Origin of the sequence: Bordetella sp. BOR01 (genome assembly GCF_019218885.1) — a bacterium.
Lineage (GTDB): Bacteria > Pseudomonadota > Gammaproteobacteria > Burkholderiales > Burkholderiaceae_B > Bordetella_A.
In genome coordinates, this window is record NZ_JAHUWT010000003.1 from 146,927 (window position 1) to 168,966 (window position 22,040).

Annotated in this window: 20 protein-coding genes; 10 read left to right on the plus strand and 10 right to left on the minus strand. The window is 64.8% G+C overall.

Going from position 1 to position 22,040, the window contains the following annotated elements:
• Nucleotides 1–18: 18 nt before the first annotated feature.
• The 8 genes from KW845_RS15525 to KW845_RS15560 all read right to left on the minus strand — a co-directional run bounded on the left by KW845_RS15525 (nucleotide 19) and on the right by KW845_RS15560 (nucleotide 8,358).
• Complete coding sequence (locus tag KW845_RS15525; RefSeq protein ID WP_218370191.1) at nucleotides 19–810, minus strand: SDR family NAD(P)-dependent oxidoreductase; 792 nt, start codon at nucleotides 808–810, stop codon at nucleotides 19–21.
• Nucleotides 807–3,158: a bifunctional salicylyl-CoA 5-hydroxylase/oxidoreductase gene (locus KW845_RS15530; RefSeq protein ID WP_218370192.1), complete on the minus strand. Its 2,352-nt coding sequence runs from the start codon at nucleotides 3,156–3,158 to the stop codon at nucleotides 807–809. The genes KW845_RS15525 and KW845_RS15530 overlap by 4 nt, the downstream gene beginning before the upstream one ends.
• A 180-nt stretch (nucleotides 3,159–3,338) precedes the next feature.
• Complete coding sequence (locus KW845_RS15535) at nucleotides 3,339–3,662, minus strand: thioredoxin family protein (protein ID WP_218370193.1); 324 nt, start codon at nucleotides 3,660–3,662, stop codon at nucleotides 3,339–3,341.
• A 91-nt stretch (nucleotides 3,663–3,753) separates the two neighbouring features.
• A complete protein-coding gene (locus tag KW845_RS15540; RefSeq protein ID WP_218370194.1) occupies nucleotides 3,754–4,458 on the minus strand; it encodes an ABC transporter ATP-binding protein in 705 nt (234 codons plus the stop codon).
• The gene (locus tag KW845_RS15545) at nucleotides 4,452–5,258 is read right to left on the minus strand and encodes an ABC transporter ATP-binding protein (protein ID WP_218370195.1); all 807 of its coding nucleotides are present in this window, start codon (nucleotides 5,256–5,258) and stop codon (nucleotides 4,452–4,454) included. The genes KW845_RS15540 and KW845_RS15545 overlap by 7 nt, the downstream gene beginning before the upstream one ends.
• Entirely contained in the window at nucleotides 5,255–6,208 is a 954-nt protein-coding gene (locus KW845_RS15550; RefSeq protein WP_218371389.1) for a branched-chain amino acid ABC transporter permease, read from the minus strand. The genes KW845_RS15545 and KW845_RS15550 overlap by 4 nt, the downstream gene beginning before the upstream one ends.
• A gap of 8 nt (nucleotides 6,209–6,216) precedes the next feature.
• Entirely contained in the window at nucleotides 6,217–7,131 is a 915-nt protein-coding gene (locus KW845_RS15555; RefSeq protein WP_370628236.1) for a branched-chain amino acid ABC transporter permease, read from the minus strand.
• 63 nt (nucleotides 7,132–7,194) lie between these two features.
• A complete protein-coding gene (locus tag KW845_RS15560; RefSeq protein ID WP_218371390.1) occupies nucleotides 7,195–8,358 on the minus strand; it encodes an ABC transporter substrate-binding protein in 1,164 nt (387 codons plus the stop codon).
• A gap of 192 nt (nucleotides 8,359–8,550) precedes the next feature.
• Here KW845_RS15560 and KW845_RS15565 point away from each other — a divergent pair, with 192 nt between their 5' ends.
• Both KW845_RS15565 and KW845_RS15570 read left to right on the plus strand, forming a co-directional pair.
• A complete protein-coding gene (locus KW845_RS15565) occupies nucleotides 8,551–9,453 on the plus strand; it encodes an alpha/beta hydrolase (protein WP_218370197.1) in 903 nt (300 codons plus the stop codon).
• Nucleotides 9,454–9,464: 11 nt separating this feature from the next.
• Nucleotides 9,465–9,953, plus strand: coding sequence for a MarR family winged helix-turn-helix transcriptional regulator (locus tag KW845_RS15570; protein ID WP_218370198.1), 489 nt, complete (start codon nucleotides 9,465–9,467; stop codon nucleotides 9,951–9,953).
• 382 nt (nucleotides 9,954–10,335) lie between these two features.
• Here KW845_RS15570 and KW845_RS15575 read toward each other — a convergent pair whose 3' ends face one another.
• Nucleotides 10,336–11,520 carry an epoxide hydrolase family protein gene (locus KW845_RS15575; RefSeq protein WP_218370199.1) on the minus strand — a complete coding sequence of 395 codons (1,185 nt, stop codon included), beginning with the start codon at nucleotides 11,518–11,520 and terminating at the stop codon, nucleotides 10,336–10,338.
• A gap of 211 nt (nucleotides 11,521–11,731) precedes the next feature.
• Here KW845_RS15575 and KW845_RS15580 point away from each other — a divergent pair, with 211 nt between their 5' ends.
• The 8 genes from KW845_RS15580 to KW845_RS15615 all read left to right on the plus strand — a co-directional run bounded on the left by KW845_RS15580 (nucleotide 11,732) and on the right by KW845_RS15615 (nucleotide 19,853).
• Nucleotides 11,732–12,658 (plus strand): LysR family transcriptional regulator, encoded by a 927-nt coding sequence (locus tag KW845_RS15580; RefSeq protein ID WP_218370200.1) that lies wholly within the window; start codon nucleotides 11,732–11,734, stop codon nucleotides 12,656–12,658.
• A gap of 201 nt (nucleotides 12,659–12,859) precedes the next feature.
• Complete coding sequence (locus tag KW845_RS15585) at nucleotides 12,860–13,270, plus strand: cupin domain-containing protein (protein ID WP_255592695.1); 411 nt, start codon at nucleotides 12,860–12,862, stop codon at nucleotides 13,268–13,270.
• A gap of 149 nt (nucleotides 13,271–13,419) precedes the next feature.
• Nucleotides 13,420–13,737, plus strand: coding sequence for a putative quinol monooxygenase (locus KW845_RS15590; protein WP_218370201.1), 318 nt, complete (start codon nucleotides 13,420–13,422; stop codon nucleotides 13,735–13,737).
• Nucleotides 13,738–13,799: 62 nt separating this feature from the next.
• Nucleotides 13,800–14,813 carry an aldo/keto reductase gene (locus tag KW845_RS15595; RefSeq protein ID WP_218370202.1) on the plus strand — a complete coding sequence of 338 codons (1,014 nt, stop codon included), beginning with the start codon at nucleotides 13,800–13,802 and terminating at the stop codon, nucleotides 14,811–14,813.
• A gap of 121 nt (nucleotides 14,814–14,934) precedes the next feature.
• Nucleotides 14,935–16,272: an MFS transporter gene (locus tag KW845_RS15600; RefSeq protein ID WP_218370204.1), complete on the plus strand. Its 1,338-nt coding sequence runs from the start codon at nucleotides 14,935–14,937 to the stop codon at nucleotides 16,270–16,272.
• Between the two features lie 509 nt (nucleotides 16,273–16,781).
• Nucleotides 16,782–18,008: a bifunctional glutamate N-acetyltransferase/amino-acid acetyltransferase ArgJ gene (argJ, locus tag KW845_RS15605; RefSeq protein WP_218370205.1), complete on the plus strand. Its 1,227-nt coding sequence runs from the start codon at nucleotides 16,782–16,784 to the stop codon at nucleotides 18,006–18,008.
• A 23-nt stretch (nucleotides 18,009–18,031) separates the two neighbouring features.
• Nucleotides 18,032–18,898, plus strand: a complete 867-nt coding sequence (locus tag KW845_RS15610) for an ATP-binding protein (protein WP_218370207.1) — start codon at nucleotides 18,032–18,034, stop codon at nucleotides 18,896–18,898.
• Nucleotides 18,891–19,853: a Nudix family hydrolase gene (locus tag KW845_RS15615; RefSeq protein ID WP_218370208.1), complete on the plus strand. Its 963-nt coding sequence runs from the start codon at nucleotides 18,891–18,893 to the stop codon at nucleotides 19,851–19,853. The genes KW845_RS15610 and KW845_RS15615 overlap by 8 nt, the downstream gene beginning before the upstream one ends.
• Here KW845_RS15615 and KW845_RS15620 read toward each other — a convergent pair.
• Nucleotides 19,850–21,808, minus strand: coding sequence for a metallophosphoesterase (locus KW845_RS15620; protein ID WP_218370210.1), 1,959 nt, complete (start codon nucleotides 21,806–21,808; stop codon nucleotides 19,850–19,852). The genes KW845_RS15615 and KW845_RS15620 overlap by 4 nt on opposite strands.
• Nucleotides 21,809–22,040: the final 232 nt, after the last annotated feature.

Genomic DNA, 22,040 nt, shown 5'->3' on the forward strand with positions numbered 1-22,040 from the left:
GGAATCTCCTGGATGGGTTCAGCCGGGCATCACTTCGCCGCCATCGATGGCGATGGCCTGGCCGTTGACCGATGCGGACGATGGCAAGGCCAGCCAGGCGACGGCCTCGGCCACTTCGTCGGGCTGCACCAGGCGGCCCTGCGGATTGCGGGAGGCCAGCTCGGCACGGGCCTGGTCGGCGCTACGGCCGGTTTTCTGCATGATGTTGTCGACTGCGCTGCGCACGATGTCGGTTTCGGTAAAGCCGGGGCACACGGCATTCACCGTGACGCCCTTGCGCGCGGTTTCCAGGGCCAGTGCGCGGGTCAGGCCCACCACCCCATGCTTGGCGGCGCAATAGGCGCTGACATACGCATAGCCGATCAGCCCCGCGGTGCTGGCCACATTGATGATGCGCCCCCAGCCGGCCGCCAGCATGCCCGGCAGCGCCGCCTGGGTGCAGTGATAGGTGCCGGTCAGGTTCACGGCCAGCATGGTTTGCCATAGCGCCGCGTCGGTGCGCTCGAATCGCTGGCTGACGGCCTGGCCGGCGTTGTTGACCAGGATGCCGACCGGGCCGGCGTCTTGGCCGGCCTGCTCGAAAGCGGCCTGCACCGAGGCTTGGTCGGCGATATCAGCCGCCACCGCCCGCACCGGGCCTTGGCCCGCCAGCGACGCCACGGCCGCATCCAGCGCGGCGCGATCGCGTCCCAGCAAGGTCAGCACGGCGCCACGCTGCTGCAGCGCGCGGGCGCAGGCCAGCCCGATGCCGCGGGCGCCGCCGGTGACCAGGGCGTGGCGGCCTTCCAGTACGCGTGCGGAATCGTTCATTTGGCGTCCTGTTGCGCCAGTGTGGCGGCGCGTTCGAAGTTGGTTTCCAGTTGCCGCTTGCCCGCCGCGTACTGGCGCGGCCAGACCGTATCGCAATACCCGACGCGCGCCGCTTCGCGCAGCGTCCATGACGCATCGGCCAGGTGCGGCCGCGCCAGGGCGCACAGGTCGGCCCGGCCCGAGGCAATGATGCCGTTGGCGTGGTCGGCCTCGAAAATGGCGCCCACCGCGATCGTAGCGATGCCGGCCTCGTTGCGCACGCGGTCGGCGAAAGGGGTCTGGTACATGCGCCCGTACACCGGGTGCTGCTCGGGGCTGACCTGGCCCGACGAGCAGTCGATCATGTCTGCCCCAGCGGCCTTGAAATGGCGCGCGATCTCGACGGCATCGTCGGCCGTGATGCCGCCTTCGACCCAATCGTGCGCCGAAATGCGCACCGACATGGGCCGCTCTTGCGGCCAGGCCTCGCGCACGGCGCGGAATACTTCCAGCGGATAGCGCAGGCGGTTTTCCAGGCTGCCGCCGTATTCGTCGTCGCGCTGGTTGGTCAGCGGCGAGATAAAGCTGGAAAGCAGGTAGCCGTGGGCGCAGTGCAGTTCCAGCCAGTCGAAACCGGCCTGGGCGGCGCGGCGGGCGGCCGCAACGAAATCGTCGCGCACGCAGTCCATGTCGGCACGGCCCATGGCGCGCGGCGTTTGCGAGATGCCGGGCAGGTAGGGCAAGGCCGATGCCGACAACAGCGGCCAGTTGCCCTCGGCCAGGGGATGGTCCATCTGCTGCCAACCCAGTTGGGTAGAACCCTTGCGGCCGGCGTGCCCCAACTGCATGCCGATGCGCGCGTCGCTGTGGGCATGCACGAAGTCGACGATGCGGGCAAAAGCGCTGGCCTGCTGGTCGTTCCATAGCCCGGGGCAGCCCGGGGTGATGCGCGCATCGGGCGAAGTGCAGGTCATTTCGACCATGACCAGGCCGGCGCCGCCCAACGCCCGCGCGCCCAGGTGCACCAGGTGGAATTCACCCGGCACCCCGTCCACGCAGGAATACATGGCCATCGGCGACACGACGATACGGTTCTTCAGTTCCACGCCCCGCATGCGATAAGGCGTCAGCATGGGCAACGGCGGCGGCGCGCCGGCCGTGCCTGCGGCGCCGGCGCGGTCCGCCAGCCAGCGCTCGTAGCCGTCGAGCCAGGCGGGATCGCGCACCCGCAGGTTTTCGTGCGAAATACGCTGCGAGCGGGTCAGCAGCGAATAGGCAAACTGTTCCGGATCGAGCCCGGCGTAGCGCTGCACGTTCTCGAACCATTCGGTGGAGTTGCGCGCGGCGTTCTGGATTTTCAGCACTTCGACGCTGCGCACGTCCTGATAGTGCTGCAGGCCCTGTTCGACGCTGCCTTCGGCGCCGCCCAGGCAGCGCGCCAGCTCGATGGCGTCTTCCAGCGCCAGCTTGGTGCCCGACCCCACCGAGAAGTGCGCGGTGTGCGCCGCATCGCCCATCAGCACCACCGGCACGCGGCGCGGGCCGCGCGCGGTGTCCAGCATGTTCCAGTGCACCCAGGTGTCGCAGATGACACGCGGAAAACGGATCCAGATGGCGGCCCCGCGCAGGTGCCCGGCATTGCTGATGAGCTTGTGGCCGTCCAGCCAGGGCGCGAACAGCTGCTCGCAATAGGCAATGCCCTCTTCCTGGCTCATGTCGCCGATGCCGGCCGCCTGCCAGGTCTCTTCCGGCGTTTCGATGATGAAGGTCGACAGGCCGTCTTCGAAGCGATAGGCATGCGCCTGGAACCAGCCATGCTCGGTTTGCACAAAGGCGAAGGTGAAGGCGTCGAACACCTTGGTGGTGCCCAGCCACACGAAGCGGCAGCGCCGCGTGTCGATGTCGGGCTGGAACGTGTCGGCGTAGCGCGTGCGCACCGGGCTGTTGATGCCATCCGAGGCAATCACCAGGTCGGCGTCGTACTGCCGGGCCACGGCCTGGTCGTCTTGCACGAAGGTCTCGAACACCAGGTTCACGCCCACGGCCTCGCAGCGCGCCTGCAGGATGTTCAGCAGTTTCTTGCGGCCGATGCCGATGAATCCGTGTCCCTGGGTACGCACGCTGCGCCCCTTGAAATGGATGTCGATGTCGTCCCAGTGGTTGAACGCGTCGCCGATGGTTTGCGCCGAGACCGGGTCGGCCTGGCGCAGGTTGTCCATGGTGGCATCCGAGAACACCACGCCCCAGCCGAAGGTGTCGTACGGCCGGTTGCGTTCGATGACGGCGACTTCGTTGGCGGGATCCTGCAGCTTCATCAGCAGGCCGAAGTACAGGCCGGCAGGGCCACCGCCCAGGCAGACGATTTTCATTGCGCAACAGGCTCCGTGAAACCAGGCGGCCGCGACAGGTTCCGGCCGTTCAATTAGTTTAGGTTTCAACTATATACTGGCATGCGGGCGGTGGCAAGAAATACAAAAAGGGGCAGGATACGGCGGGCTGCGCCGGCCCGGGGGGGGCGCGCCAACCTGCTTGCGGACGCGTCGCCAGGCTCAGCCGATGTCGCCCAGGGCGCGGGCGATGTCCTGCGCGCGGGTGGGCCGCACCAGGCGCGCCACCTCTTGCCCGTCCAGCAAGAAGATCAGCGACGGCCACAGCTTGATGCCGTACGAGCGGCCCAGCGGGCGGCCGCTGCCGTCTTCGATTTTCAGGTGCGCCACGTGCGGGTACGCGGCAAAGGCCTGTGCGACCAGGGGCTGGGCGGCCTGGCAGTAGCCGCACCAGTCGGTGCCGAACTCCAGCACCAGGGGCCCCTGCCGCTGATCGATATCGCTGCGCAATGGGGCTTCGGTGGCATATGGGTGGGTTGTCGACATGGCATGCTCCGCAAACGTACAGGGGCAGCAAGGCACGTGCCCGACGGCATTGCCGCGCGGCACGGCACGGCATGCCGCACACGCCCACAGGCTACACGCCCAGGTATCTTTCCCACAAGCCGCGGTCGGTATCCAGCGCGGCCGAATCGCCGCTCCAGACGGCCCGGCCGCGTTCCAGGATGACGTGGCGGTCGGCCAGCGCCAGCAGGCGTTCGACGTACTTGTCGATGACCAGGATGGTCTGCCCGGCTGCGCGCAAGGTGGCCAGGCACGACCAGATCTCTTCGCGCACCAGCGGCGCCAGCCCTTCAGTGGCCTCGTCCAGCACCAACAGGCGCGGGTTGGTGACCAGCGCGCGGCCGATGGCCAGCATCTGCTGCTCGCCGCCCGATAACTGGTTGCCCATGTTGCGGGCGCGCTCGCCCAGGCGCGGAAACAGTTCGAGCACACGCTCGGCGGTCCAGGGGCGGGCGATGTCCGGGTTGCGCGCGGCGGTGAATGCCGTCAGGTGCTCGCGCACCGTCAGGTTGGGAAAGCACTGCCGCCCTTCGGGCACGATGGCCAGCCCGGCGCGGGCAATGCGGTCCGGCGTCCAGCCGCCGATATCGTGGCCGGCGAAGCGGATCGTGCCGCTGCGCAGCGGCAACTGCCCGAACAGCGTGCGCAGCAAGGTGCTCTTGCCCATGCCGTTGCGGCCCAGCAGTGTCACCACCTGGCCGGCGCCGATTTCCAGGTCGACGCCGAACAGCACCTGGCTGGCGCCATATCCGCTTTGCACTGCCTGCATGCTCAACATTTGGCGGGCTCCTGGGTGGCGGTCTCGTCTTCGCCCAGGTAGGCCTGGCGCACGTCCGGGTTGGCGCGGATCTCGGCCGGCGTGCCCGTGGCGATGATGCGCCCGTACACCAGCACCGAAATGCGGTCGGCCAGGCGAAACACGGCCTGCATATCGTGCTCGACCAGCAGCATGGCGGCCTGCCCGCGCAACGACTCGATGAGGTCGGTCAGGCGCAGGGTTTCGTCGGGCCCCATGCCGGCCATGGGCTCGTCCAGCAGCAACACGCCGGGGCGCGCCGCCAGGGCCAGGGCGAATTCCAGCTTGCGCTGCTCGCCATGCGGCAACGTGCCTGCGGGCCGGTCCAGCAGGCTGGCGTCGATGGCGCACTGTTGCGCCAGCGCGTGGGCCGCGTCGTGCAGCGCCGCGTCGGACGCGCGCGGCGCCCAGAACCGGAAACTGCTGCCCGCATGCGCCTGCGCGGCCAGCAGCAGGTTGTCGCGCACGCTGCACGATTTGAAGATGTTGGTGATCTGGTAAGAGCGCGACAGGCCCGCCGCCACGCGCTGGTGCGCATTCAGGCGCGTGATGTCGACGCCGTCCAGCGCCAGCCTGCCTTCGTCGGCGGCCAGCGTGCCCGACAGCAGATGGATCAGGGTGGACTTGCCCGCGCCGTTGGGGCCGATCAGGGCATGGATCTCGCCGGGAGCCAGGGTCAGCGATACGTGGTCGGTGGCCACCAGCGCCCCGAAGCGGCGCACCAGCCCGGTCGCCTGCAGGGCCGGCACGCCGGCGGCGGTGGCGGTCGATATCGCGGTCATGGCCGCCCTCCGCGCGCCGCGCCCGCGAACCACGGCCCCACCAGGCCCGCCACGCCGCGCGGGGCGCCGAACACCACGCACAGCAACAGCACGCCCAGCGGCAGGTGCCAGTACTCGGTCCACATGCGCAGCACCTCTTCCAGCGCCAGCATCACCACCGCGCCCGCCACGCCGCCGTAGCGCAGGCCGATGCCGCCCACCAGTACCATCACCAACAGGTTGGCCGACTGCGTCCAGTGCATCAGGCTGGGCGAAATGAACAAGTTATGGTTGGCCAGCAGCGCCCCCGCCAGCCCGGCGGCCGCGCCGCTGATAACGAAAGCGGCCAGCTTCAACCGGTACACCGGGTAGCCCAGCGCCTCCATGCGCGATTCGTTCTCGCGGATGCCCTGCAGCGCCGCGCCGAAGCGCGAATCGACCAGGCGGCCGAAGGCCCACACCAGCACGGCGAACAGCGCCAGCACCAGGTAATAGAAATGGGTGTTGTCGGCCAGGTCGATACCCGGCAGCAGCGAATAGCCGGACAGGTTCAGGCCGTCTTCGCCGCCATACTGGCGCAGCGAGATGAACAGGTAATACACCATCTGCGCGAAAGCCAGGGTGATCATGATGAAGTACACGCCGCGGGTGCGCAGCGAGACGGCACCGATCAACAGCGCCAGCACGGCGGCCACCGCCGCCGCGGCAGGCCAGGCCACCAGCGCCGCCTGGATGCCGGCCGCATCCAGGATGCCCACCACGTAGGCACCCGCGCCGAAGAAGGCCGCATGCCCCAGCGCCACCATGCCGCCGTAGCCCAGGATCAGGTTCAGGCTGGTGGCGGCCAGCGCGTAGATCAGCACCCGGCGCACCAGCGACACATAAAAATCCATGTCCAGGGCTGCCGCCACATACGGAAAGAGCGCCAAGGCCAGCAACAGGCCCAGAGTCCAGAGAGTCGATCTGCGCATCATATCTCTCACCCGCGCGCCGGAAACAGCCCGGCCGGCCGGAACACCAGCACGCCCGCCATGAGCAGGTAGATGGAAATGGCCGCCAGCGTCGCGGCCAGGCTGGACGCCATGGCCGACGGCATGATCTCGCGCAGCAGCATAGGCAGGAAGGCGCGGCCGGCCGTATCGACCATACCCACCAGCAATGCCCCCACGAAGGCCCCGCGTATCGACCCGATGCCGCCGATGACAATGCACACCAGCACCAGGATCAGGATCTCTTCGCCCATGCCGATCTGCACGGCTGTGATCGGCCCCAGCAGGGCGCCGGCCAAGGCCGCCAGCATGGCGCCCAGCGCGAACACGCCCAGGAACAGCAGCGGCACCCGCACCCCCATCAGCGTCGCCATCTGCCGGTTCGAGGCGCCGGCACGCACCAGCACCCCGGCACGCGTGCGCGTCACGAACCAGTACAGTCCCACCGCCACGGCCAGGCCGCAGGCGATGATCATCAAGCGGTAGGCCGGGTACATCAGGTCGGGCAGCAGCCGCACCGGGCCCGACAGCATGGCGGGCATGTTCAGCATCACGGGCGCGGGGCCCCAGATCATCTTGACCAGGTCATTGGCGATCAAGATGATGGCGTAGGTGCCCAGCACCTGGGCCAGGTGGTCGCGCACCGCCAGCCTGCGCACCAGCACCAGTTCCAGCACCACGCCGACCAGCCCGGTGGCCAGCGTCGCCACCAGCACGGCGGCGGTGAACGAGCCGGTGCGCTGCATGGTCTCGGCAGCGACATAGGCGCCCGCCATGTATAGCGAGCCATGCGCCAGGTTCATGATGTCCATGATGCCGAACACCAGGGTCAATCCGGCGGCGATCAAGAACAGCATCAGTCCGAATTGCAGTCCGTTCAGCAGTTGCTCGACGACCAGCGTCATGAAACCCATCCCCTGTGCCGCGGACGCGCCAGGGCGGCGCCGGCCCGCGGGCGGTTTACCTGGCTACAGCTTGCACTGCTCCACATAGACGTCCTGGTAGCTGTCGAACACCTTGCCCACCAGCTTGTTGGTGATCCGGCCGTCGCCGTCTTTCTCGATGACGCGCAGGTAATAGGCTTGGATCGGATAGTGGTTCTTGCCGTAGGTGAACTTGCCGCGCACCGAGGGGAAGTCGGCCTTGGCCAGCGCCTGCACCACGGCTTCGCGATCGGAGACCTTGCCGCCGGCCTGCTTGACCGCGGCATCCATCGCCATGACCACGTCGTAGGCCTGGGCGGCATACACCGACGGATAGCGCCCGCCATATTCCTTGCGGAAGGCCTGCACGAACTGCTTGTTCTGCGGCACATCGAGGTCATGCGCCCACTGCGCGGTGTTGTACATGCCCAGCATGGGCTCGCCCACCGCCTGGATCACGTCTTCGTCGGCCGAGAAGCCCGGGCCGATGAGCTTGACGCTTTGCGACAGCCCGGTGGATACGAACTGCTTGATGAAGTTGATGCCCATGCCACCCGGCAGGAAGATGAACACGGCGTCGGGCTTGGCGGCGCGGATCTGCGCCAGTTCGGCGGCGTAGTCGATCTGCCCCAGCTTGGTGTAGACCTCTTCGGCCACGTCGGCCTTGTAGCCGCGCTTGAAGCCCGTCAGGGCATCCTTGCCGGCCGGATAGTCGGGCGCCATGATCAGCACCTTCTTGAAGCCGCGGTCGGCCGCGACCTTGCCGGCCGCCTCGTGAAAGGCGTCGTTCTGGTAGGACGTGCCGAACCAATAAGGGTTGCAGCGCTCGCCGGCATACTGGCTGGGGCCGGGGTTGTTCGACAGGTACGGCACCTTGGCGGCAAACAGCGCGGGGCCCACGGCCAGCGCCACGTTCGAGCCGATGGGGCCGGTGAAGAAATCGATCTTGTCGCGCTGGATGTAGCGCGTGACCAGTTGCCGCGCCTGGTCGGGGTTGCCGCCCATGTCGGTTTGCAGGAACTCGGCGGGTTGGCCGCCCAGCTTGCCGCCGAGCTGCTTGATGGCCAGGTTGAAGCCGTCGCGCGCCTCGGCGCCCAGCGCCGAAAACGGGCCCGATATATCATTGGCAATGCCGACCTTGATGGGATCGGCCCATGACAGCGCGGGCACCAATGCGGCGGCCGCCACCAAAGAAGTCAGGAAACGCATCATGAAGCTCCTTGCGCGTGGCGCGCGGCGGATGTTTTTATGGAATATTGCGAATTCGGATGCTTCTGCCATCAACCGGCCCGGCATCGCCCGGACAATGCGGCAAGGGCTGGCGTGCCGCATAGTTTAGGTTTAAAGTATTCGGCAAGACAAGCCTAGGGTTTTCCAGGGTCTTCCACCGCCAGCCACGCCATGCCCGCCCTTTATCGCCAATACGATCGCGCCGCACTGGATGTGCAATACAACGCGCGCGCCACCGTACCCGACATCCGCCCCATCCTGGCGCAGTACGCGCAGCAAAGCCAGGCCGCGCGCGCTACGCTGCCGTGTGTGGCCAACATGGCCTACGGCGACCACCCCGACGAACTCCTGGACATCTTCCCGGCAGCGCCGCCGGCCGCGCTGCCTGCGGCCGGCGCGCCCGTGTTCGTGTATATCCACGGCGGCTACTGGCGGCTGCTGTCGAAGGACGACTCCTGCAACATGGCACCGGCCTTCACGCGGGCCGGCGCGGTCGTGGTGGCGCTGAACTACTCGCTGGCCCCGGCCGTGACGCTGGACCGCATCGTCGACCAGAACCGTCGCGCGCTGGCGTGGGTGTACCGGCACATTGCCCGCCATGGCGGCGACCCGGCGCGCATCCATATCGCCGGCAGTTCGGCCGGCGGCCACCTGGTGGGCATGCTGCTGGCCGGGGGCTGGCACGATCGATACGGCGTGCCGCCCGACGTGGTGGCGGGCGCCGCGCCGCTGTCGGGCCTGTACGACCTGCGCCCGCTGGTGCACACGCACATCAACGAATGGATGCAGCTCAGCGCGGCCGACGCCGAGCGCAACAGCCCGGCACTGCTGCCGCCCGGCTCGGCCTGCCCCCTGCTGGCCAGCTATGGCGCCAACGAAACCGATGAATTCAAGCGCCAGACCGACGACTACCTGCAAGCCTGGCTCGACCGCGGCCTGCCCGCCCGCCACGTACCCATGCCCGGCACCAACCACTACGACATCGTGCTTACGCTGAACGACCCCGCCAGCCCGCTGACGCGCGCCATTTTCGACCAAATGGGCCTGGCCGGCAGCGGCCGGCCCGCCTGCTGAATCCCGCCCCCATGATCGACGCTCCCGACCTGGAAACCCGCGCCGCGCCCGACGACCACCAGGCGCTGCGCCTGTGGCTGCGCATGCTGACCTGCTGCAACCTGATCGAATCCGAGATCCGCGGCCGCCTGCGCACCGAATTCGACACGACCCTGCCCCGTTTCGACCTGATGGCGCAACTGCAGCGCGCGCCCAAGGGCATGAAGATGGGCGAACTGTCGCGCCGCATGATGGTGACCAACGGCAATATCACGGGCATCACCGACCAGCTCGAAAAAGAAGGGTTGGTGATGCGGACCAAGATGGAGACCGACCGGCGCAGTTCGGTGCTGAAGCTGACGCCACAGGGGCGCCGGGTCTTCACCCGCATGGCGCGGGCCCACGAAGGCTGGGTCAAGCGCATGTTCAACGACCTGCCGGAAGCCAGCCGCGACGCGCTGTACCAGGCGCTGGGGGAGCTGAAGCTGCAGGTGGTGGCAGCGCGGGGCAGCGGGCGCTGAACATCTGCCCCGGAGTTCTAGGGGATGGTTTTGCATTCTTGCGCCGTCACGCGTCGCTCGGGTGGGCGGTGGCGGCGAACGTGCGTCGGGCTCGGGCGCATGCCGGCGCCCTCGGCCTGCTACGCAGGCTGCCCCGCCGCCCGACACGCCGCCACCGCCTGCCCCAGCGCCACGGGACTGCGTTGGTGTCAGTTCGAGCCGTCATCCAGGCGTCTGACTCCCGCAGGGTGTCAGACACCAAAGTGTGCGCAGGCTGTCTCAAAATAGAATGGGCAAGCTGTCGCGCCGCATGAGGTGACCAACGGCAATATCACGGACATCACCGACCACAACGATCTACCTGAGACCAGTCGCGATGCGTTGTACGCTCGTACAGCGGCTTCTATTTCAATTGGACGAAAAACTCGCGAATATCGTGGGCCAACGCGTCCGACGCTTCCAAGGCCGGAAAATGCCCGGCATTCGGCATCGTGGTCCAACGTTGTATGTTGCCGTATAGCGTTTCGGCGATTGAACGAGGCGGACTGAATGTCTCTTTCGGAAACTCCGCATAAGCTGTCGGCACATTCATGGTAGCGCCGTCCGGAACGATCCACGGCTCGTGATGGCGCCCGTAATACGGCCAGAAGGTCGAACCGATGGCGCCGGTGATCCAGTACATCATGATATTGGTCAGCAGCACGTCGCGGCCGAAATGGGCGTCGACGTCGCCGCCACAATCGCTCCAGGTTCGAAATTTCTCGATGATCCACGCAGCCAGGCCGGCCGGCGAGTCCGTCAGCGCATAAGCCAATGTCTGCGGTTTGGTGCCCATGATGTCTGAATATCCGGCCTCATCCTTTAGAAAATCGGCAACCTGTCGATAAAAGCGACTCTCTTCAGGCGTTCGAGGTGCTGGTGCGGACGGCTTTCGAGGCATAGCCAATCGAGTGATATGGATTCCTCGCAAATGTTCGGGATACACATAGCCAAGACGAGTGGCGATGAAGGCGCCCCAGTCGTATCCATGCGCGGCAAACTCGGCGTAGCCAAGTACGTCGACCATTAGCGTCTTCAGGCTGTCCGCGATCTCGTTCAACCCGAACCGCGGCTGATCAGGTTCATAGGAAAAACCGTAGCCGGGAATCGAAGGCACGACCACCGTAAACGCATCCTCGGCACGACCACCGAATCGTGACGGATGCGTCAAACGCGGAATGAGTTGATGATATCCGTAAAACGAATCAGGCCATCCGTGCGTCAACAGCAACGCGCGAGGGTTCTCTCCTTCGCCGATTTCGTGAATATAGTGGAGCTTGATTCCGGCAATGCCCGCTTTGTAATGGCTGAATTCGTTCAGGCGTCTTTCCTGCACTCTCCAGTCATATTCGTCCCTCCAATAGGAACAAAGTGACTTGAGATAGGCAATGTCGGTGCCAAATAACCACCGCTCGCCGGGAATCTGATCCGGCCAGCGAGTTCGCGCCAGACTTTCGCGCAAATAGCGCAGGTCGTCTTCCGCAATAGCAATATGAAATGATTCGGGAGGCTTGCCGTCCCAGGTCGTGTCAGGTGGTGTCGTGTTCATCTCGATAATCTGCCGATGCAGTTCGGCGTTGTTGCACAAACTCGGCCGCTGCCTGCGCTAACGCCTCCGGCCGTCTCCGCTGTGTATCTTGCCGCATATCCGTTCGGCGATGTTGCCAATATATTGCATAGCAGCTATGCAATATGTTTAATCCGGCAATTTGCCCGGCGCTATCATGGATGCATGACTAACGGTGTGACGCACTTTGCCCATGAACTCCGATGATCTCGTCCTGTTTCTTCGCGCGGCAAAAGCCGGCAGCCTTACCAAAGCATCGATGGAAACGGCGACTTCCCAGCCCGCATTGAGCCGGCGCATTTCGGCGTTGGAGCAGGAGTTGGGGGCACGGCTCTTTCACCGTTCCGGGCGGGGATTGGAGTTGACGCAAATCGGGCAAGACCTGTTGCAGCATGCGATGGCAGTCGATCGCATCCTGGAGGAAGCCGCTGCGGACATGGCCCTGAAAGTGCGTGGTGGGCCATCCCGCGTTGTCGTGGCGGCGCAACCCTCTATCGCCAGGATGCTCTTCGGGCCGATCTCCAAGAATCTGATCAAAGATTACCCAGGAATTCGCATCTCCCTGCGAGAAGGCCTGGAAGGACAAGTTAACAGCTGGTTGGCCGATGGAAGCATCGATCTCGCCGTGATTTACCTGACCGAGGCTCAGCGCCATCTTGAGTCGGATACCGTGATCCGGGAGCGTCTTAGTTTTGTCGCGCCAAAGAGCTTCGATTTGCCGAATGGACCGTTTCCGATAGAGAGACTCCCCGACGTTCCGCTCGTGTTGCCAGGCCCAACGCATGGGCAGCGCATACTTGCGGAAGAACTTTGCGCACGATCCGGCAGGCTGCCGCGTATCAGCATAGAATGCGATGCCTCGTCGAATGTCGTGAAGCAACTCGTCATCGAAGAGTGCGGATGTGCGCTCTTACCGCTCGCGTCGGTGGCCGCCGAATTGCGGCAAGGGCTGCTCCAGGCTGTGCCGTTGGGCAATCCTAACGTCATGCGCGATATAGCAATTGCTACCTCCCTGAACCGTCCACCCCTGGTTGCGCGTCGCGAGGTCGCACAAGCATTCCGTCTTGAGATCCGCAGGCTGGTTTCCGATGGGCTATGGCTTGACGCAGCCATGCCCTGACAAGCGGCCGCTCTGCCATCGAAAAAGCCAAGGTCGAGGGGCCGTTTCACCATTGGCGATGGCGAGTCCTGGTGTTCTTGTATACCTGCTATGCAGATTGTTTCTAGCTATCGGCGGTGCTTCAGAGGCAATATAGATGCGAGACAACGGAGGCGATGCCTACCGGGTTCCCTCAGCATATCCGCAATAGGACAAGAAGCCATGAGCGAGAACACCGACGAGACAATTCAGCAGAAATTCCCGATGCGTCTGGATCTGCTGTCTACCGTCGTAGATAGCCAGAATGTTGAATGGCGCCCGACGCGCTACCCGGGCGTCGAGTTCAAGCTCCTGTTCGAGGACAAGGAAAGCGGACTCTTCACCGGCCTTTTCCGCTGGGCCCCCGGCGCGGAGCTTCCTTACCATGAGCACGTGGAAGTAGAACAAACATACATTCTCGAAGGTACTCTCGAAGACCATGAAGGCGCCATCGCGCCGGGGATGTTCGCCGCGCGCCCGGGCGGAAGCCGCCATATCGCTCGCTCCCCGAACGGCTGCCTGCACATCAGTTTTTTCCTGAAGCCGAACCTCTTTTTCTCGGTAGACGGAAGCGCAAAGCCGTTCGAACGCTAAGGCTCAGTCATCCACTCAAGGCTTGACGACCTTCGCTGCCGCGAAGGCCGCGGGGAAAGTCGCGCCTGCGCATTCCCAGGCAAACGATAAAGAGATATTCGCGCCCGGTGCCGCCCAGGCATTGTCCCGACATTTCCTGGAGGGAAGAAATGAGCAAGTATGTCGTTATGGCCGATTTTGAAATTCTTCCGGACGGCATCGAACGATTTGTCGAGTACATCAAGATTCATGCGCAGAACTCGAGAAACGAGGAGCCTGGCTGCCGGGCGTTCGAGGTATGCCAGGACCCCGGGCAACTCAATCTCTTCTCTCTGTACGAGGTCTATGACGACGCGGATGCGTATCGACACCATCGTGCGATGCCCAGTTATGGCGAATTCATGATGCGGGCATCCCCTTTGATAATCCGGCACGAGGGCAGCCTCTTCAAGAATCGGCGTGTACTGCGGCGAATTTCACCGGAATGAGTAGTCCTTGCCGGATGGCGGCTTTCGCAGCCATCCGGCAACTTGAACATTGGAGCATTGGCATGGCTTATTCATGCAAACACACCCGACGCATGGCCCGCCGGCCGGTCGACATTCCCGTTCTAGGATTCGGCCTGGCGTCGATCGGCGGCCTGCTGGGCGCAACATCGGAACAGGATTCCAGCGCATCGATCGAACGCGCGTGGGATCTGGGAATCAGGCATTTCGATACGGCGCCGCAATACGGCTCCGGCTTGGCTGAACATAGACTCGGGCACGCGCTTCGTGATAAGCCTCGCGCCGACTGGCTCTTGTCGACCAAAGTCGGGCGTGTCTTGCGCCCGCGTCGGCTCGGCAATCCTCCGTCAACACTTTGGGAAAACCCTCTCCCGTTCGAAGTTGAGTTCGATTATTCCTACGATGCGACCATGCGCTCTTTGGAAGATTCGATGCAGCGCTTGGGGACGGATGTTATCGACCTGGTTCTTATTCACGACGTAAGCGTCAAATGGCAAGGCACGCAGGTCGGACGCCGCTTCAAGGAGGCTATGAGCGGAGCGCACAAAGCACTGGACCAGTTGCGAGCGAGCGGCTTTATCCAGGCCTTCGGGATCGGGCTGAATGACACCCTAACTGCGACACAGTTCGTCGAAGAGGGTGACCTCGACTTCGTGATGATTGCCGGCAAATACACACTGCTTGACGCGTCCGCGAATGAAACCCTGATACCGGCATGCGAAAAGAAAAGCGTGGGAATCATGATGGCCGGGCCATTCAACTCGGGCATCCTCGCGACGGGTTCGCAAAGCGCGGCATATTTTCAGCAAGCGCAGGCAAAGCAAGATGTCATCGAAAAGGTCAAGCGACTCGAATTGATTTGCGCGAATCACGATATCCCCGTGCAGGCCGCGGCCCTGCAATTCCCGCTGGCACATCCGATGGTCCTGTCTGTCGTTACAGGGTTTCGCACCGCTCATCAGGTCGACCAGGCTGAACGCTGGCTTCGGACCGAGATTCCTGACGCTTTTTGGGCGGAGCTGAGCGCCGCAGCGCTCGATCCCGCCGAGGCAGCTTGACGTTCATGTGTTCGGCCAAAGGCGCTGCTCCGCTGCGGAGCGCGCAAGAACTCGCTGCTGAAGACAGCCGTCGATGACGCATTTATCAAAACGCGAATATCAGGTTCGCAAGGAGACTCGTATGCAACAGCTGGAAGCGCTGGCCCCGAACGGGCTGGCCAGCTTGGAGACCGCCACCTACCGCAGGGTGATGTGGCGGATTATCCCGCTCATGGTCGTCTGTTTTGTCTTTGGATATCTCGACCGCGTCAACATCAGCTTTGCAAAACTCCAGATGCAGGCTGATCTCGGATTTTCGGACGCGGCTTACGGACTTGGCGCCAGCATTTTCTTTGTGGGGTATTTCATATTCGAAATCCCCAGCAACCTGATCCTTTCCCGAATGGGAGCACGAAAATGGATTGCGCGCATCATGGTTTCATGGGGTCTCGCCTCTGCCGCCATGATGTTCGTCACCAACGAAACGTGGTTCTACATCCTGCGCTTCACGATTGGCGCGGCTGAAGCCGGTTTTCTTCCGGGCGCGATCCTGTATTTCACGTATTGGTTTCCTGCGCAACGGCGGGCGCGGATCACCGGCTACTTCATGACGTCGATTCCGCTTTCCGGTGTACTGGGTGGCCCGCTGGCCGGCCTCATCATGACCAACTTTGCTGGCCTCAACAGCTGGGCAGGTTGGCAATGGCTGTTTCTGATCGAAGGAGTGCTGACTGCCTTTGTGGGCATCGCGGTTCTGTTCTGCCTGACCGATAGGCCGTCCGAGGCGAAATGGCTGTCCCAAGACGAGAAGCGGCTGCTGCAAGACAACCTGGCCAGCGAGGCAAGCGAGGCGGGCAAAGCGACCGTGCACCAGTTCGGCCAGGCACTGCGCCAACCGGCCACCATTTTCCTGGCGATCGTCTACATGTTCATTCTGATGAGTCTCTATGGATTGACCTTCTGGATGCCGCAATTGATCAAGAACACGGGGATTGCCAGCAACGAAATCGTCGGCCTGCTGAGCGCTATCCCGTACGCGGCGGCCGGTATCGGGATGGTGTGGATTGGGCGTCGGTCCGACCGCACTGGAGAGCGCCGCTTGCATCTGGGTCTTGCCGTGCTGGCCGCGGGAATCGGGTATGTCATTTCCGCGGCATTCGGTACGCACACAGGCCTCGCGTTGGCGGCACTGACATTGGCCGCGGGAGGGATCATGGGTTGTCTGCCGGTATTCTGGACGCTTCCTCCCAAGTACTTCCGTGGAGCCGCTGCCGCCGGCGGCATTGCTCTGGTCAATTCAGTAGGCAATCTGGGCGGCATCATCAGCCCTTACCTGGTGGGCAAGGTCAAAGACTTGACCGGCGACACGGCCCCCGGGCTTTATGCGATAGCCGCAGTCACCATTCTGGCGGCGATGCTGATTCTCTTTGCATTACCGCGCACGCTGGCGGAACAGGATCGCGCGGCAACCGACGCATAAGGCCGGCAAAGGATCGCACAAGCCGAAGACGGCCGGACCGCATAACGATGAAGATACAAGATGTCAGACATGCCCCGTCGCACTACCTTGGAGCCTGTACCGTGATTTGCGGGCTGTTGCCAGGGGTCAGGCTCCCGTCAGGGTGTCTGACACCGTACGATTGAGACAGCCTTGGCACACGATGGTGTCAGGCACCTGCGGAGCCTGACACCTGGCGACCCCGGCACCTCGCTCTTGAGGGATTGCGAGCCTTGCCGTTGCGGGCGTGGGGCCGGGCGGGTTGACCGGCGGGGCAGCCTGCGTCAGCAGGCCGAGGGCGCCTGCATGCGCCCGAGCCCGACGGGCTTCGCCCGGCCCCACGCCCGCAACGGCAAGGCGCCCCCAGCACACAACAACAAGACAGCCCAGGCACACAAAACCAAGCACCCCACCCAGCAGTGGGATAATAAGAAGCTACACAACCGCCCGCACGGCGGTTTTCCCTTGCCCCCAGCCCCAGAGACGAACTCATGGCCGTTAACCTGCAGATCCCCTCCGAGTCCGACATTTTCCCCGTAGCCGGCGTTGAAATCGGCGTTACCGAAGCCGGTATCCGCAAGGCGGACCGACGCGACCTGACCGTATTCCACCTGGCGGCCGGCACCAATGTGTCGGGCGTATTCACCCGCAACCGCTTCCGCGCCGCGCCCGTGCAAGTCTGCGAGGCCCACCTGGCCGCCGGCGGCCCGATCCGTGCCCTGGTCATCAACACCGGCAACGCCAATGCCGGCACCGGCGCCGAAGGCCTGCAAAAAGCCCAGGATACCTGCGCCGCCCTGGGCAAGCTGCTGGGCGTGCCGGCCCAGCAGATCCTGCCGTTTTCCACCGGCGTGATCCTCGAACCCCTGCCGCTGGACCGGCTGACCGCCGCCCTGCCCGCCGCGCTGGCCAACCTGGGCCCCGACCAGTGGTTCAACGCATCCCACGGCATCATGACCACCGACACGCTGCCCAAGATCCATTCGCAGCGCGTGCAGATCGGCGGCAAGACGGTCACCTTCACCGGCATCAGCAAGGGCGCCGGCATGATCCGCCCCAATATGGCCACCATGCTCAGCTTCCTGGCCACCGATGCCGGCATCGCCCAGCCCGTGCTGCGCAAGCTGGCGCTGGAAATCGCCAACCGCTCGTTCAACCGCATCACGGTCGATGGCGACACCTCGACCAACGACTCGTTCATCATCGCGGCCACCGGCCAGTCCGGCATCGACATCGCCTCGGAAGCCGATCCGCACTACGCCGCGGTGCGCGACGCGCTGGCGGCCGCCGCGCTCGACCTGGCCACGAAGATCGTGCGCGATGCCGAAGGCGCCACCAAGTTCATCACCATCCGCGTCGAAGACGCCCTGACCACCGAAGAGGCCCTGAAAGTAGCGTATTCGGTGGCGCACTCGCCGCTGGTCAAGACCGCGTTCTTCGCGTCCGATCCCAACCTGGGCCGCATCCTGGCCGCCATCGGCTATGCCGGTATCGATGACCTGGATGTCTCCAAGCTGCGCCTGTGGCTCGACGACGTGCTGGTGGCGCGCGACGGCGGCCGCAACCCCGACTACCAGGAAGCCGACGGCCAGCGCGTGATGCAACAAGCCGAGATCGTCATCCGCATCGCGCTGGCGCGCGGCCAGGCCAACGAAACGGTCTACACCTGCGACTTCTCGCACGAGTACGTCAGCATCAACGCCGACTACCGTTCCTGAACCCACCGCATCCGGAAACCGACGTGACTTCTCCCGATTTTTCCGTCCTGATCGAACGCGCCGAACGCGTGCTGGCGCAACTGGAAGCCTGGCTGCCGGCCGCGCCGCCCGATGTCGACTGGTCAGCCCATGCCTACCGCTGGCGCAAGCGCGGCGCGCGCGGCTGGCTGGACACCGTGCGCCACGTGGCCCGCATCGACCTGGCCGACCTGCAGCACATCGAGCGCCAGAAAGGCGTCATCGACCGCAACACGCGCCAGTTCCTGCAAAACAAGCCCGCCAACAACGTGCTGATGACCGGCGCGCGCGGCACCGGCAAGAGCTCGCTGGTCAAGGCCATGCTGGCCGCCTATGGCGACCAGGGCCTGCGGCTGATCGAAGTCGACAAGTCCGACCTGAGCGACCTGCCCGACATCGTCGAACTGGTGGCCACGCGGCCCGAACGCTACATCGTGTTCTGCGACGACCTGTCATTCGAAGAAGGCGAAGCCGGCTACAAGGCGCTGAAATCAGTGCTGGACGGCTCGGTATCGGCCTCGGGCGACAACGTCCTGATCTACGCCACCTCGAACCGGCGCCACCTGATGCCGGAATACATGAGCGAGAACCTGCAGGCCAAGCACCAGCCCGACGGCGAGATCCACCCAGGCGAAACGGTCGAAGAAAAAATCTCGCTGTCCGAACGGTTTGGCCTGTGGCTGTCGTTCCATCCGTTCAAGCAGGACGACTACCTGGACATCGTGCATCACTGGCTGCGCGAACTGGACTGCCCGGCCGACCAGATCGAAGCCTGCCGCGCCGAGGCCTTGCAATGGGCGCTGGAACGCGGCTCGCGCTCGGGCCGCGTGGCCTACCAGTTTGCCCGCGACTGGGCCGCGCGCCATGTCTGAGCGCATCGTCGACGTTGCCGCCGGCCTGATCCTGCGCGCCGACGGCCAGTTACTGCTGGGCCAGCGCCCCGAGGGCAAGCCCTGGGCCGGCTGGTGGGAACTGCCCGGCGGCAAGCTCGAGCCCGGCGAAACCGTACTGCAGGCCCTGGCGCGCGAACTGCGCGAAGAGATCGGCATCGAGGTCACCCAGGCCGTGCCCTGGGTCACGTATGTGCATGCCTATCCGCACACCACGGTGCGGCTGGCGTTCTGCCAGGTGACCGGCTGGCAGGGCGAACCGCGCGGGCTGGAAAACCAGCGGCTGCAATGGGTCGACCCGGCCCACGCCGACCAGGTGGGCGACCTGCTGCCCGCCACGCTGCCGCCGCTGCGCTGGCTGCAGCTGCCCACGTCTTACGGCATTTCCGCCATCGGCGGCCGCGCCGGCCTGCCTGCTTTCCTGGAACGCCTGGACCGCGCGCTGGCGCGCGGGCTGAAACTGGTGCAGCTGCGCGAACCCGACTGGCCCGATGGCCCGGGCGCCCTTTCGCTACGCGATGTCATGCAGGCGGTCCTGAAGCAATGCCACGCCGCCGGGGCCCGGCTGCTGGTCAACAGCGCCCACCCCGCCGCCTGGTGGCGCCAGGCCGACGGCGTGCATCTGCGCTGGGCCGATGCGGCGCTGCTGCAGGCGCGGCCCGAACTGCCGCCCGGCGCGCTGGTGGGGGTCTCGGCCCACGACAACGCCCAGATCGTGCACGCGCGCGACCTCGGCGCCGACTTCGCGGTGCTGGGTCCGGTGCTGGAAACCCCCTCGCATCCCGGCCAGCCCGCCATGGGGTGGCCGGGCTTCGTAAAGGGCAATCGCGATGCCGGGCTGCCGGTGTATGCCTTGGGCGGGCAGTCGGCCGATACCCTGGCCGATGCCCGCCGGCATGGGGCGCACGGAGTCGCCGGGATACGAGGGCTTATCTAGTCCTGGGCAATGATGGCGAACCGGCCGTCCTCTTTCAGGCGGGCCCAGTAGGCCTTGCGTTCCGGGTCGTACCCCACCAGGGTGCCGCTGGCGCAAGAGCCGGCAACATCGAACGGCATGCCGTCCAGGTAGGCCGGCTGGTATCGCTGCCGGCTGACGCAGCCGGCGGCCGCCAGGGCGACCCAATGCCCGCCGTCCCAACGCGCCAGCACGCTGCCGGCGCTGGCATCTTGCGGCATGGCGAATTCCAGCACATAGGCGTGGCCGCTATCGGCGCCGGATGTCAGTTCCCAGTCGCGCGTGGCTTGCGCCGGCAGCGCATAAGGAGCCTTGCCCTGTTCCGAGCCGTCGCCGTAGCTGCCGGCCAGGCCGGCGTCGGCGGCGATGTCTTTCAGCCGGCCGTAGGGGTCGGTATAAATGCCGGTCTGGCCGCTGATGCCGGACACGTCCAGCACGTCGGACAAGGTATCTGCCGAGCGCGGCGTCCATGACAGCGACACCAGCTTGCTCAAGTCGATGGTGGTCTCGCGAATCTCGACTTCTTCGTCGGGTGTGCCTTCATTGACCACGCGGGCCCGCTGGCTGTTGTTCAGGTTGGGGCGCCAGCTTTCGTCGCGAATGAACATGTAGCGGTACATCAGCGATTCGAGTTCGCGATTGGTGCTGGCGAAGGTCACGCCCGGTTCTACCGCCATGCCGCGGGTGCGGGTGTCATAGCGGTTGAAGACCTCATTGCGGCCGTCCAGAATGCGGGCGCTCTGGCCGCCGGGCGCGCCGCAGGCGCTGGTCCGGTAGCCGGGATCGTAGACGTTGTAGTTCTGGATGCCCGCCGGGATGCTGGCGGCATACACGATCTTGTCGCAGCGCACGGCGGTACGGGCAAAGCGGTCGAACAGCCGCCACTGCGGGTCGGCAAGCTCTTTGGGCCCGTCATCGTTGGCGAACACGGTGTGGGCAACGTAATACGCCTGATAGTCCACGGCGTCGCCCTGGAAATTGAATATGGACACGTTGGTATCGATGCTGCCGGTGGCATCGCCAGCCACTTTCAGCATCACGATGTTCTGCACTTGTTCGTGCTCGCCGTAGCGATTCTCGTAGCCCTTGTAGGCGGCGCTGCCGGCGACGATCTGCATGAACGGGCGCTGCGTCGCGTCGCGGATCAGGCTGCGCGCGTACATGTGCTCGTGGCCCGCCACATAAATGACGTCGTTCGCGGCGAACAGGGTACGGTAGTCGTCATAGACATCGCGGAAAGCCACGTCCGAGGGCTCGGACAGGTAGCCTTCCAGGATCTTCTCGCGCAGCATGCCGTAGCGGTTGCCGACCAGCGAGTTGTGCGTCATCAGGATGATGTGGTCGACCTCATCGCGATGCTGGGCGATTTGCCCGGCCACGAAGTCGTAGGCGAACGGCAGCCAGTCGTACGAGATGTTGATGAACAGCACATTCTCGCGCACCAGGGCGTAGTTCTTGTACTTCGAGCCGGCCATGTGCTGCGCGTCGGCCGGGATCAGGTCGCTGACGGTATCGAAGTAGTCCTGGTCCATGCCCTTGTTGTCGTGGTTGCCCATGATGGGCAGCAAGGTCATGCGGCCGGTGTAGTCGGCCGCGATGGCGCGCCATTGTGCGTACTCGCCAGGGGTGCCGTTTTCGGTCAGGTCGCCGGCCATCAGCACGATGTCCACGTCCTGCTCGGCCAGCTTGTCCAGCGCGGCGCGCATCGGGTGTTCGGCCACCCCGGAATCGCTGCCCTGCGTGTCGGGCAGCACGCCGACACGCAGCGGCTTCCTGGTTTCCGGTTCCGGCGCGGGCCCGGGCTCGGAAGTGCCCGGGTCCACCGCCTGATCATCGTCGTCGCTGGAACTGCTTCCGCATCCGGTCAATGCGAACAATGCGCAGGCAACGGCGCCCATGCGCTTACGGTGCTGCAGACTGCCAAACAAGTGGTACATGTCAGCCCCTCGGCAAGAAAGCGAGAAGCATAGAAACACGACGTTACGCACCCATGACTCGGCGCCGGCCGCGGGCGCCCATGGCACTACCGCAAGGGTGTCTTCCAGGTGTCAGGCTCCGCAGGTGCCTGACACCATGGTATGCCGAGACTGTCTCAATAGTATGGTGTCAGGCCCCCTGCGGGAGCCTGACACCTGGAACATCGCAAGCCCGCGCGGCCGCCTTACCGCC

Bases quoted from the DNA above. Each gene is read 5' to 3' on its own strand.
- KW845_RS15525 (WP_218370191.1), bottom strand. From the start codon at position 810: ATGAACGATTCCGCACGCGTACTGGAAGGCCGCCACGCCCTGGTCACC.
- KW845_RS15530 (WP_218370192.1), bottom strand. From the start codon at position 3,158: ATGAAAATCGTCTGCCTGGGCGGTGGCCCTGCCGGCCTGTACTTCGGC.
- KW845_RS15535 (WP_218370193.1), bottom strand. From the start codon at position 3,662: ATGTCGACAACCCACCCATATGCCACCGAAGCCCCATTGCGCAGCGAT.
- KW845_RS15540 (WP_218370194.1), bottom strand. From the start codon at position 4,458: ATGTTGAGCATGCAGGCAGTGCAAAGCGGATATGGCGCCAGCCAGGTG.
- KW845_RS15545 (WP_218370195.1), bottom strand. From the start codon at position 5,258: ATGACCGCGATATCGACCGCCACCGCCGCCGGCGTGCCGGCCCTGCAG.
- KW845_RS15550 (WP_218371389.1), bottom strand. From the start codon at position 6,208: ATGCGCAGATCGACTCTCTGGACTCTGGGCCTGTTGCTGGCCTTGGCG.
- KW845_RS15555 (WP_370628236.1), bottom strand. From the start codon at position 7,131: ATGACGCTGGTCGTCGAGCAACTGCTGAACGGACTGCAATTCGGACTG.
- KW845_RS15560 (WP_218371390.1), bottom strand. From the start codon at position 8,358: ATGCGTTTCCTGACTTCTTTGGTGGCGGCCGCCGCATTGGTGCCCGCG.
- KW845_RS15565 (WP_218370197.1), top strand. From the start codon at position 8,551: ATGCCCGCCCTTTATCGCCAATACGATCGCGCCGCACTGGATGTGCAA.
- KW845_RS15570 (WP_218370198.1), top strand. From the start codon at position 9,465: ATGATCGACGCTCCCGACCTGGAAACCCGCGCCGCGCCCGACGACCAC.
- KW845_RS15575 (WP_218370199.1), bottom strand. From the start codon at position 11,520: ATGAACACGACACCACCTGACACGACCTGGGACGGCAAGCCTCCCGAA.
- KW845_RS15580 (WP_218370200.1), top strand. From the start codon at position 11,732: ATGAACTCCGATGATCTCGTCCTGTTTCTTCGCGCGGCAAAAGCCGGC.
- KW845_RS15585 (WP_255592695.1), top strand. From the start codon at position 12,860: ATGAGCGAGAACACCGACGAGACAATTCAGCAGAAATTCCCGATGCGT.
- KW845_RS15590 (WP_218370201.1), top strand. From the start codon at position 13,420: ATGAGCAAGTATGTCGTTATGGCCGATTTTGAAATTCTTCCGGACGGC.
- KW845_RS15595 (WP_218370202.1), top strand. From the start codon at position 13,800: ATGGCTTATTCATGCAAACACACCCGACGCATGGCCCGCCGGCCGGTC.
- KW845_RS15600 (WP_218370204.1), top strand. From the start codon at position 14,935: ATGCAACAGCTGGAAGCGCTGGCCCCGAACGGGCTGGCCAGCTTGGAG.
- argJ (WP_218370205.1), top strand. From the start codon at position 16,782: ATGGCCGTTAACCTGCAGATCCCCTCCGAGTCCGACATTTTCCCCGTA.
- KW845_RS15615 (WP_218370208.1), top strand. From the start codon at position 18,891: ATGTCTGAGCGCATCGTCGACGTTGCCGCCGGCCTGATCCTGCGCGCC.
- KW845_RS15620 (WP_218370210.1), bottom strand. From the start codon at position 21,808: ATGTACCACTTGTTTGGCAGTCTGCAGCACCGTAAGCGCATGGGCGCC.